The organism is Solemya pervernicosa gill symbiont, assembly GCF_002020875.1.
Lineage (GTDB): Bacteria > Pseudomonadota > Gammaproteobacteria.
Genome location: NZ_MPRL01000050.1, coordinates 24,878 through 36,791 on the forward strand (window position 1 = coordinate 24,878; position 11,914 = coordinate 36,791).

The following is an 11,914-nucleotide window of genomic DNA, read 5'->3' on the forward strand; positions in this document are numbered from 1 at the left end:
ACACCGTCTTATATTGGGCCGATGACTGGCAAGACACCCGCAACCAATCTTGAGATGGACCTTCAGCGCCTGGAGCAGTGGCTCGACGACCTGATCGGCACCTGTGAACGACTCAACGAAGAGAACTATGTGCTGCGCAAAGAGAACGATCTGCTCAGCACCGAGCGCGATGAGTTGCGCGAGAAGGGTGATCAGGCTCGTTCGCGCGTAGAGACCATCGTCACTCGACTTAAGGCGATGGAAAACTCCGTATGAGCGAAAAGAGTAGCCCCGTTACCGTCAAGATCCTCGACAAAGAGTATCGAGTCTCCTGCGCCGACAACGAGCGCGAAGAGCTGCTCGCTTCCTCACGCTACCTTAACGAACAGATGCTCGAGATTCGTCGTGGTGGCAAGGTGATCGGCGCTGATCGCATTGCCGTGATGGCCGCACTTAACATCGCCCATGAACTACTCAGCTGCCAGAAACAGCTCGAAGGTGTCGACAAGACTCTGCATAGCCGTATCAAACAGATTCAGGACAAGATCGAAGTCGCTCTGAATCACAACAAACAGATGGAACTCTAGTTCCCTGCAACCGCAACACTTTCCCACTCCATCGTTTTCCGCTACGCTTTACCCTTAGAAGCTTTCGGCACCTCCTGCTGTGTTCGTGAGTGGACCTAAGATCTCTTGAGCCTATTTATATGCCCGGGGATACTACTGTCGGGTGCGTTGTGCATATCCGTTACGTGCGGAGAGCCTGAACGCTCACAGCCGTCCCCACCTGAACCTTCTGGTTCAAGGGCAAGTGTCCACAACGGCATTGGTGGGAGGTGCCTCCTAATTAATCGATCGGATCGAACCACTCCAGCATGACAGAGCCCAACGCGACGCGTGCCGACATCCGCCGCGAGATCCGTAAACGGCGTCTTGCAATCACCCCCGAACTTCGTGCCCAGCATAGTCGTCAGGCCGCCGCGACAATCGCCTCACATCAGATCTTTAAACGCAGCCGCAATATCGCCATCTATCTGGCCAACGACGGCGAGATAGACCCGGCACCTCTGGCTGCAATTGCCCGTCGCTGTGACAAGAACCTGTTCCTGCCGGTTCTAGCACCCAATCGCGCCAACCGACTCGACTTTGCCCCCTACCACCCGCACTCACTGCTACGAGCCAATCGATTTGGTATCGCCGAGCCAGTGGTCTCACGCTCGCAGATGATCTCAATCCACACACTCGATCTGGTACTGACACCGCTGGTCAGCTTTGACAACAATGGCAACCGTCTTGGCATGGGCGGCGGTTTCTATGATCGCTCTTTCGCCTTTCTACACCACCGTCGTCACTGGCAGAAACCAAGACTGCTTGGCTTTGCATTTGCCTGCCAACAGATCAACACACTTCCTCATCAGGAGTGGGATGTACCACTAGCAGGCATAGCAACCGAACAAGGCGTTGCACTCTTCGACTAAACAACCAAGCACAACGACTCGTCAACATCGATCACTCATTCTCTTCATAACCATCTTCGCCATCATCCAGCAATAGCATTTACTGCCAACAAACAAACAACCCCTTACAAACATTCATACACACTTTTGCGCAAATTCATTTCACCACTCATATTTTCATCTCAACCTCACAGCAACAACGCACACAGAACCTCCAAACACATCTCAAGCACTGCTACGTATAAGACAACATAACCAACAACCGCTCATCGCTATCAGAACCGAATCACAACCAACCTCTCGCACTACTATACAAGCACGAAACAACCACCCTTCCCCTTGCCAACACTTACCACACGAGCCAACAAACCACACACACAGAGACCAACAATGATGCGAGCTTAGCCATTAAGAAACCGCACCACAGAGCGAGTCAAACAGAGGCCTTATTAACCACATTCGACAACTAGCATTTTGCAAACAGTTGTTTATACTCAATTGCGTTAATGGAATTTCACTATTGGAGGATCGATTAATGGCGACGAAGAAGAAGGCCGCTTCCAAGAAAAAAGCGACTGCAAAAAAGAAGGTAACTGCCAAGAAAAAGGTAGTAGCTAAGAAGAAGGTAGCCAAGAAAGCAGCACCAAAGAGAAAGGCCGCTGCTAAGAGGAAGGTTGCCAAGAAGAAGGTAGCTGCTAAGAAGAAAGTAGCTAAGAAAAAGGTTGCTAAGAAGAAAGTGGCTAAGAAAAAGGTTGCCAAGAAGAAGGTAGCTGCTAAGAAGAAAGTGGCTAAGAAAAAGGTCGCCAAGAAGAAGGTAGCTGCTAAGAAGAAAGTGGCTAAGAAAAAGGTTGCCAAGAAGAAGGTAGCTGCTAAGAAGAAAGCAGCTAAGAAGAAGAGCGCCAAAAAGCGTTAATCACTTCACCTTCCCTTCAGGTTGATCGATTATCCGGGGAGTCGCTATTTTTGCGAAAGTTTGTTTTGGGCATCCAAGCCCAAGCAAACAGCAAAAACTTCACGCGACCGTTTATGCCTGCGGCGCCCCGCTATCCATGGCGGTCAGCGCCTGACAAAAAAGCCCGCAATCGCGGGCTTTTTTGATGCAACAAACCATTACTACAGCTTCAGAGCGTCCCCAGAAAGAGATTATAGGCCGGGTTATCACTCTCATCCCAATAGGGGTAACCGAGATTATCAAGAAATCCCTGGAATTGGCCCTTCTCCTCAGCAGGCACCTGAATGCCGACCAGTACCCGGCCATAGGCAGCACCATGGTTTCGGTAGTGGAACAGACTGATATTCCACTGCTGTCCTATCTGATTTAGAAACTGCATCAATGCGCCGGGGCGCTCCGGGAACTGGAATCGATAGAGTATCTCGTTCTCAACACCCGATGATCGTCCGCCAACCATGTATCGAATATGCAGCTTGGCCATCTCATTGTCGGCCATATCGAGCACCCGATAACCCCCATCACGCAGACGCTGAATCAATTCACGCTTTTCGCTCTGTGCATTCGCCAGTTTCACACCTACAAAGATGTGCGCACTGCTCGCATCAGCATAGCGGTAGTTAAATTCGGTAATGCCCTGTTTACCAATCGCCTTACAAAACTTACGAAAGCTACCCGGCTGTTCTGGAATCGTGACGGCCAGTACCGCCTCTCGCCGCTCACCCACCTCGGCCCGTTCTGCCACATGACGCAGGCGATCAAAGTTAATGTTGGCACCACTGGTAATCGCAACCAGTGATTTACCCGTGATCCGGCTCTTGGCGACATGTTTTTTTAGACCCGCCAGAGCAAGCGCACCTGCCGGTTCGGCGATCGCACGTGTATCGTCGAAGATATCCTTAATCGCCGCACAGGTCTCATCGGTGGTTACGGTAATCACCGAATCGACCAGCTGCTTGGCAATGCGAAACGGTTCCTTGCCCACCTGCCTCACTGCCACACCATCGGCAAAGATGCCGACCTGATCAAGCACCACTCGTTTGCCCGCCTTGAGCGCCTCACCCATGCAGGCTGCCTCTTCAGGCTCAACACCGATAATACGAATCTTTGGATTGAGGTACTTGGCGAACACCGCCACGCCAGCAATCAGGCCACCGCCTCCGACCGGTACAAAGATGGCGTGAATATCCTGCGCATGCTGACGCATGATCTCGAGTGCCACCGTACCCTGCCCCGCGATCACCTCTGGATCATCGTAGGGGTGAATAAAACAGGCACCCTTATCATCCGAGATGATGCGAGCATGCTCATAGGCATCATCATAGGTATCGCCATGCAGCACCACCTTGCCACCAAGGCGTTTGACCGCTTCCACCTTGATGCCCGGTGTGGTTCGGGGCATCACGATCGTCGCTTTGATACCCAGCCTATCTGCCGAGAGCGCGACACCCTGCGCATGATTACCCGCTGATGCTGCGACCACACCTCGTTCACGCTGTTTCTGCGTCAGGTTTGCCATCTTGTTATAGGCACCACGCAGTTTGAAGGAGAAGACCGGCTGCAGATCCTCTCGCTTTAGCAACACCTCATTATTGAGACGTTTTGAAAGCAGCGGCGCAGGGTCCAGCGGGGTCTCGCAGGCGACATCATAAACACGCGATTTCAGTATTTTTTCTATATATCGGTCACTCATGTCGCTAACTTATCAGCTCCTCTCAGCCCTGCCTAGCGGCATGACATAACCAGGCGGCACGGGTATCATCACTGCAAATTTTAATTACGCAGAAGGAAAATGGCCATGACACCAGATGAGATGAAAAAACAGGCCGCGGAAGCCGCTATCGAATATGTAGAGTCGGGCACCGTGGTCGGAGTCGGTACCGGCTCAACCGCCAACCACTTTATCGACCTACTCGGTGCGATGAAGGGAAAAATCGACGGCACCGTTGCCAGCTCCGAAGCGAGCGCTGAGCGACTGCGCGGACACGGCATCCAGGTGCTGGATCTCAACAGCGTCGGTCAATTGCCGCTCTATGTGGATGGGGCTGATGAGTCGAATCGCCACCTACACCTTATTAAAGGCGGCGGTGGCGCACTGACGCGCGAGAAGATCGTCGCCGCAGCGAGCGACAAGTTTGTCTGCATTGCCGATGACTCAAAACTGGTCGACGTGCTGGGTGCCTTCCCTCTACCGATAGAGGTGATTCCGATGGCACGCAGCTATGTCGCTCGCGAAATCGTCAAACTTGGTGGCACACCTATTCTTCGCGAAGGTTTCACCACCGATAACGGCAATATCATTCTCGACATTCAGGATCTGAAAATCATGGAACCGGTGAAGTTCGAAGAGCAGATCAACAGCATCGTCGGCGTGGTCACTGTGGGCATCTTTGCCATACGCCCAGCCGATGCACTGATCCTTGGCTCCTCATCAGGCATCAAACAGCTACCGTAACGCTGGCTAAAGGTAACCCGCGATCGGCCGACACTGTTCTACATAGCCATTGGCAAACACACTTTGAGGAATAGATGATGAAGAGGCTGTTAACGATCGCAGTTACTGCGCTACTCGCAACCCCATTCAGCACTCAGGCCGAGGGAACGGCCATCGGCGGACGCATCAGTACCCTCGGCATGGGCGCAGAGATGACCCAGGAGCTCGCTCCACATCTCAATGCGCGCGTCGGCGTCAATGGCTGGTCCTATGACAAATCTATGGGTGAGGGCGGTATCGACTATGACGCTCGTGTCGATCTCTTCACCGGTAGTGCACTACTCGATTGGCACTTCTTTGAAGGGAGTTTCCGATTTACCGGCGGCATAATGCTCAATGCTAATGAGTTTGGTCTGACCGGAAAACCAGAGGCGGGCACTCTCTGGGAAGTAGGCACCACCAGCTACGATAGTGAGCTGGTCGGCACCCTGGAGAGTACCATCGATTTTAACGACATCGCGCCCTATGTAGGCATCGGTTGGGGCAACCCAATCGGTAACAAGGGGGTCAACATTGTCTTCGATGTGGGCGTGCTCTACCAAGGCTCTCCCAGCGCCACACTCAAGGCGGTCGGCACCGATGCAACTATCGTCGATGCTCTACAGGCCGATCTCGCCATCGAACGCGCCAACCTTGAAGATGATCTAAGCGATTTCAACATCTGGCCGGTCGCCTCCATCGGTCTCTCCTACCAGTTCCAGTAGACAACAAAAAAGGGCGGTAGCTATTTCAGCTGCCGCCCTTTTTATTGTCCTTTTCCACGCAACCAATCCAGCACCAGCTTCTAGAGCAGCACCTTCTCAATACCACCAGCCTTGATTCGCCCAACAAACTCATCCATCCACTCTTCGCCATAACGAGTTCTGGCCATCTCAACAACGACATAATCACTCTGCAGACCGGTGCTGCCCTCATAACGCGACAGCCCCTGCTGACAGGCGGGGCAGGAGGTCAGTAGCTTAGCCGGTGCATTGCCCCAATCTTGCTCCATCTCTCTAACACCCTTCAATAACTCCTCCTCCTTGCGGAAACGAAGCTGAGTACTGATATCGGGACGCGCCACGGCCATGGTGCCCGCCTCGCCACAGCAACGATCAGAGAGCCGTACCTCACTGCCCAGCAACTTCTCTGCAACCGAGACCGGATTGTGATGCTTCATCGGCGTGTGGCAGGGGTCGTGGTAGAGGTAACGCTGATTATTGCCCTTGAGGGTAACGCCCTGCTCCATCAGATACTCATGGATATCGAGCAGTCGGCAACCGGGGAAGATCTGCTCGAACTCATACTTGAGCAGCTGATCCATACAGGTACCGCAGGAGACGATCACCGTCTTGATATCGAGATAGTTAAGCGTATTGGCGACGCGGTGGAACAGCACCCTATTCTCGGTAGTGATCTGCCGACCCTTGGCCAAATCACCGCTGGCAGTCTGTGGATAGCCGCAGCAGAGGTAACCAGGCGGCAGCACCGTCTGTACACCATGCTCATAGAGCATCGCCAACGAGGCCATACCAATCTTGCTGAAGAGCCGCTCCGAGCCACAGCCGGGGAAGTAGAAGACCGCCTCTGACTCCTCACTGACCACCTTGGCATCTCGGAGAATCGGCACATAACTGCTATCTTCCAGCGCCAGCAACTGTCGCACGGTCTGACTCGGCGCCGTCTTCGGCATCGGCGTCTTCATGATCTCCCGCACCTGTACCGGAATACTCATCTTACCGGCCGTCGCCTTGGGGTGACGCTCCTTTTTCACTAGCCCCAGACGCTTCAGGAAACCATGGCCGAGTCGCTGTGCCCCATAGCCCCACTGGATCAAACCCTTTCGCATCAGCTTAACGGCCGTCGGGTCAGTCGCATTCAGATAGGCCATCGAGAGCTGAGTGCCAACGTTGCTTCGTTTCTGGCCACGGTTACGCAGAATGGTGCGCATCGTTACCGAAACATCACCAAAGTCTATATTGACCGGACAGGGGGTTACGCACTTGTGACAGATGGTGCAGTGATCGGCCACATCGTTCATCTCATCGAAATGACGAATCGAGAGACCGCGCCGAGTCTGCTCCTCATAGAGGAACGCCTCGATGATCAGCCCGGTGGCAAGAATCTTGTTGCGTGGCGAGTAGAGTAGATTGGCGCGCGGCACATGAGTGCTGCAAACCGGCTTGCACTTACCACAACGCAGGCAGTGGCTGATTGCATCATTAAGGCTACCGAGCTCGCTCTCCTCAAGTATCAATGCCTCCTGCTGAACCAGTCGTAGTGACGGTGTATAGGCGTTATCCAGCCCGCTACCCGCCAGTAGCTTGTCGCGGTTGAAACGCCCCTCAGGGTCGACCTTCTGCTTGTACTGGGCAAAGGCATCGACCACCGATTCATCAAGATACTCCATCTTGGTCAAACCAATACCGTGCTCACCCGAGATCACACCACCGAGCGCAATCGCAAGCTTCATCACACGATCGACAATGCGATCTGCCTCTTGCAGCATCTCATAGTCGTTGGAGTTGACGGGGATATTGGTGTGCACATTGCCATCACCGGCGTGCATATGAGTCGCTACAAAGAGACGACTCGAGCGCACACGCGCATGAATTTTATCGAAGCGTTGATGGGTCGCCTCCAGATCGTGACCAGAGAAGATCTCCTTGAGTGGATGTTCTATCTCGGCACGGTAGGAGATATTGAGCTGACGGGTAAGCAGCAACCGTATCAGGGTATCGTTTGTATCTATCTGCTCACGAAGCACCTCTGGTAGAAGCTCCAGATGGCCTCCAGCGCCCTCTTCCTGATGTTCAAGCAGCTGCTGCCAACGCTCGCGCACCGCGCGGATATGCTCACAGGCTGCGGTGCGTTTATGCTCGACGATTTCGCGGATCTCTTCGCTATCCTCAAGCCCCGGCATGCCACTCAGCTCGGGTATATCACCTGTCAGACACTGCTCGAGCTCGTCGATCATCGTCAGTTTGTTACGCATCGACTGCTCGATATTGATGCGTTCGATCCCTTCGCTATATTCGGCCAAACGGTCGAGCGGGATCACTACATCCTCGTTAATCTTAAAGGCATTAGTATGAGCGGCAATGGCGGCGGTACGACTGCGGTCGAGCCAGAAACGTCGACGCGCCTCGGGGCTGACGGCAACAAATCCCTCCGCCTCGCGTGCATTGGCCAGTCGAACAATCGTTGAGGCCGCCTCAGCAACTCGGTCTTCTCCATCGCCTGAGATATCGGCTAGTAGCACCATCTTCGGTCGTTCGCCTCGAGAGGCCTTACTCGAGTAGTTGATGGCGCGCACATAGCGCTCATCGAGGTGTTCCAGGCCCGAGAGCACCACACCCTCGGTTGCATCGAGGTAGTCCTTGATCTCTACAATCGCCGGCACCGCTCGACGCAGATCGCTGCCGAAGAACTCGAGACAGACGGTGCGGGTATGGTTTGGCATACGGTGCAACAGGAACACCGCTGAGGTGATCAGGCCATCACACCCCTCCTTCTGCACACCCGGTAGACCGGAGAGGAATTTATCGGTTACATCCTTACCGAGACCACGTTTACGGAAATCGGCACCGGCAATCTTCAGCCGCTCAGGCTCACCACACGGGGTAACGCCATCGGCTTCAAATCGGCGAATACGGAACTCGACCCACTCCTGATCATGGATCTTGCCCAGATTGTGGTTGAGGCGTTCGACCTCCAACCACTCTGCATCGGGAGTCACCATGCGCCAGGAGAGCAGATTATCGAGTGTGGTACCCCACATCACCGCCTTCTTACCGCCAGCATTCATGGCAATATTTCCACCGATGGTGGAGGCATCCTGCGAGGTGGGATCGACAGCAAAGACATAACCGGCGCCAGCCGCACGCTCTGAGACTCGACGTGTCACCACACCCGCCTCAACCCTAACTGCCGCCACATCGACACCTGATACATCATCGCGACGCGACTCGACCTCACCCAGGCCCTCGAGCTTCTCGGTATTGATCACCACGCTCTCGGCATGCAGTGGAACAGCGCTACCGGTATAACCGGTACCGCCACCACGCGGAATGATAGTTAATCCAAGATCGATCGAAGCTGCGACCAGTGCGGCGACCTCAGCCTCACTATCGGGGGTAAGAACAACAAAGGGGTACTCAACACGCCAATCGGTTGCATCGGTGGCGTGCGAGACACGGGCAAGCCCACCAAAGTCGATATTGTCTCGACGGGTAAGCCCCGCCATGCGATCTGAGACACCACGCCGCAACTCCAGCTGACGTGGAAACCACTCCTTAAACTTGGCCACCGCACTGCGCGCCATCGCCAGTAGCTCAAGTGCATGTTGGTTACTATCAGCACGCTGCTCTATCTGATCGAGACGGTGGTTGAGTGCACCGACGAGTGCATCTCTACGCCGTTCATTTTCAAGAAGATCGTCCTGGATAAAGGGGTTGCGACTGATAACCCACATGTCGCCCAGCACCTCAAACAGCATGCGCGCTGAACGCCCCGTCTTCCGCTCGCCACGCAGATTATTCAGCACCTCCCAGGCACGTTCTCCCAGAAAACGGATGACAATCTCACGGTCAGAAAATGAGGTGTAATTGTATGGAATTTCGCGAATGCGAGCTGCTTGCGATTTACTCATGACGAATGGGGGTAAGTACCTGATGCAGAAACTATCGGGTTAAGTTAATATGCGGCAGAAGTGTAGCATGGACTGCGAACCATAGCCTCAGCAAAAGGCACCGCAAACAACATAACAACACCCTTAACAAGGGGATCCCTATGCGGGACTGGAACTCCCTGAATGAATGAATGAAGAAAGCGAACACGTCGATGTAGATACGCTAAAGGGGCTGGAGCCAGTCTCTTCGCTCTCGTCTGAGCGCTTGCAAGAGCTTGCAGACCAAACAGTCATCGAATTTGTTGAACCCGATACCACTCTGTTTACAGAGGGAGATCGAGATCGACGCCTCTTCTATCTCCTTGAGGGTGAGATCGAACTAAGCTCAAGTATCGGTAATAGTCAGCGCGTCATTACTGCTGGTATGCCTGAGACATGGCATCCGATCGGTCACAAACTACCGCGCCAGGCCACGGCCAAAACACTTTCCCATGCGGAGGTCATCCGTATTGATGCCGATATCTTCGACAATCTATTGACCTGGGATCAGATGGCTGGCGTTGATGACAGCAGCACCGCTGAAGATGACCACAGCAATGATGCTTCCACAGAGCCTGGAGTCAGCAACCAGACTCTTGGGCAACTGCACACCTCCAGCATCCTGCAGCAGCTACCGGCCGCCAATCTCGAACAACTGCTGGCAAGGATGGAGCGCATAGAGGCCAAGCCCACTGAGATGGTCATCAAGCAGGGCGATCCCGGCGACTACTTCTATCTGCTCGAAAGTGGCGTGGTATCCGTTACCCGCTCCAACTCACCTGGCGAGGCCCCTGTCGAACTGGTGCAACTTGGTGAAGGCGCATCCTTTGGCGAAGAGGCACTGATCTCCGACAACCCTCGTAACGCTAACGTTGTGATGGTTACCGATGGAACACTGCTACGACTCAACAAGCAGAACTTTGTCGAACTGCTCAAGGAACCGATGCTTAACTGGCTCAGTTTCGGGGACCTACTTGAGGAGCTTGAAGAGGGGGCAGAGCTGATTGATGTTCGGGTCCCTGCGGAGTATGACCAAGGCCATCTGCCAGGCGCAATCAACGTCCCGTTACAAGAGATTCGCCAACATCTCGCTGGTCTCGACCGCGAATTGCATCACCTGATCTACTGCAACACCGGCCGCCGTAGCTCAGCCGCCGCCTTCCTGCTCAGCCAGGACGGATTAAAATCGAGCGTACTCACAGATGGTCTTAAGGATGTACCGAGTGCCTATCTGATTCGCTAATTCACCAATCAAAATGCTGACAACCACTCAGCACCAAACAAGCAATAAAAAACGGGCGCCATTGGCGCCCGTTTCTTTTTTCACACAACAACCAGATCTTAGAAGCTGTGAACGATACCCATCGAGAAACCGCTCTGGTCTGCGCCAGAGTTGTAAGTGAGGATATCCCCGTGATCAACGCCACCCAACGAGCGCTGAGAGTTATCATCGTTCTCAAGCGAAGCGTACATACCGTATACAGAAGTACGCTTGCTCATAGCATGATCAAGACCAATCGCCCACATTGACGCCTCGTCAAGGTTGTTACTTGACTCGTTGACAGTAGTGTAAAGGACCTTAGCAGTATTGTTGCCGAAGCCCTGGGTCAGGTAGACAGCCCATGCGTCACGGTCAGTATTTGAGTCACCGTCGAGGTTCTCCCAAAGCAGACCAACACTGGTCTCACCCATGGTCATTGACGCACCCAACTCGATACCATCATTGGTAACACCACCATCGTGGTTATGACGCTCAAATGCACCACCTACCATCAGTCCACCACTACTGTAGCTAGCAGACACACTGAACGCGTCGGTGTTGTTATTATCCTCTGCACCCGCAGCGTCCCAGTCGGTAACATAAGCACCAACGACAGAGAAACCACCCATATCTGGTGAGATATAAGCAATCGTGTTCTGCGTGGTCAGATTGAAGTTATCACTCCAAGCGTTCGTGTTACCACCACCATCGGTACCCATGGTGGTAGCGAGATCGGCCAGCGTACCATCAAATACGTCAAAGCCAGACTGGAAGGTAAAGTAAGGGGTATCTGCCTTACCCATGATTACAGTACCGAAGTCGCCTGCCAGACCAAGGTAAGAAGGACCAGTTGCCCACTGCGCACCATTTGACTCATCAAGCACGGTAACATTCATCACCTGCCAAACCGCCTTCATGCCATTACCCAGATCCTCATCGCCACTAAATACGATATTGGAGAAGTTGCTGGAAACAGAAGTATTGTCACTATCAGACGCATCGCCACTGTCAGTTGCATCGATAGACATGTGCATAGTGCCTGAGATACTTACGTCCGCCACAGAAATTGCTGGTGCTGCCAATACTGCAGCAATCGCCATCGAGATGAGCTTTTTGTTCATTTAGAT

10 protein-coding genes and 1 other RNA gene are annotated in these 11,914 nt (G+C 53.5%); 8 read left to right on the top strand and 3 right to left on the bottom strand.

Features of this window, described 5'->3' with window-relative positions:
- The first annotated feature begins 21 nt into the window (after positions 1-21).
- The 5 genes from BOW52_RS11340 to BOW52_RS11360 all read left to right on the top strand — a co-directional run bounded on the left by BOW52_RS11340 (position 22) and on the right by BOW52_RS11360 (position 2,348).
- Positions 22-255, top strand: coding sequence for a TIGR02449 family protein (locus BOW52_RS11340; protein WP_236725723.1), 234 nt, complete (start codon positions 22-24; stop codon positions 253-255).
- Positions 252-566 (top strand): cell division protein ZapA, encoded by a 315-nt coding sequence (locus tag BOW52_RS11345; protein ID WP_078484190.1) that lies wholly within the window; start codon positions 252-254, stop codon positions 564-566. Before BOW52_RS11340 ends, BOW52_RS11345 begins: the two co-directional genes overlap by 4 nt.
- Before the next feature lie 68 nt (positions 567-634).
- Positions 635-818: non-coding RNA, 6S RNA (ssrS, locus tag BOW52_RS11350), on the top strand.
- A 35-nt stretch (positions 819-853) separates the two neighbouring features.
- Entirely contained in the window at positions 854-1,456 is a 603-nt protein-coding gene (locus BOW52_RS11355; protein WP_078484191.1) for a 5-formyltetrahydrofolate cyclo-ligase, read from the top strand.
- A gap of 514 nt (positions 1,457-1,970) precedes the next feature.
- Positions 1,971-2,348, top strand: coding sequence for a hypothetical protein (locus BOW52_RS11360; protein WP_078484192.1), 378 nt, complete (start codon positions 1,971-1,973; stop codon positions 2,346-2,348).
- 208 nt (positions 2,349-2,556) lie between these two features.
- Here BOW52_RS11360 and ilvA read toward each other — a convergent pair whose 3' ends face one another.
- Entirely contained in the window at positions 2,557-4,077 is a 1,521-nt protein-coding gene (gene ilvA / locus BOW52_RS11365; protein WP_078484193.1) for a threonine ammonia-lyase, biosynthetic, read from the bottom strand.
- Between the two features lie 105 nt (positions 4,078-4,182).
- On the opposite strand from ilvA, the gene rpiA reads away from it, so the two are divergent.
- Positions 4,183-4,839, top strand: a complete 657-nt coding sequence (gene rpiA / locus BOW52_RS11370; RefSeq protein ID WP_078484194.1) for a ribose-5-phosphate isomerase RpiA — start codon at positions 4,183-4,185, stop codon at positions 4,837-4,839.
- A 74-nt stretch (positions 4,840-4,913) separates the two neighbouring features.
- Positions 4,914-5,582, top strand: coding sequence for a hypothetical protein (locus BOW52_RS11375; protein ID WP_135622305.1), 669 nt, complete (start codon positions 4,914-4,916; stop codon positions 5,580-5,582).
- An 80-nt stretch (positions 5,583-5,662) separates the two neighbouring features.
- On the opposite strand, the gene BOW52_RS11380 is transcribed toward BOW52_RS11375, so the two are convergent.
- On the bottom strand, positions 5,663-9,508 hold the full coding sequence (locus tag BOW52_RS11380; RefSeq protein WP_078484196.1) for a DUF3683 domain-containing protein: 3,846 nt from the start codon (positions 9,506-9,508) through the stop codon (positions 5,663-5,665).
- Positions 9,509-9,674: 166 nt separating this feature from the next.
- Here BOW52_RS11380 and BOW52_RS11385 point away from each other — a divergent pair, with 166 nt between their 5' ends.
- On the top strand, positions 9,675-10,769 hold the full coding sequence (locus BOW52_RS11385; RefSeq protein WP_078484197.1) for a cyclic nucleotide-binding domain-containing protein: 1,095 nt from the start codon (positions 9,675-9,677) through the stop codon (positions 10,767-10,769).
- Between the two features lie 98 nt (positions 10,770-10,867).
- Here BOW52_RS11385 and BOW52_RS11390 read toward each other — a convergent pair whose 3' ends face one another.
- Complete coding sequence (locus BOW52_RS11390; protein WP_078484198.1) at positions 10,868-11,908, bottom strand: porin; 1,041 nt, start codon at positions 11,906-11,908, stop codon at positions 10,868-10,870.
- Between the last annotated feature and the right edge of the window lie 6 nt (positions 11,909-11,914).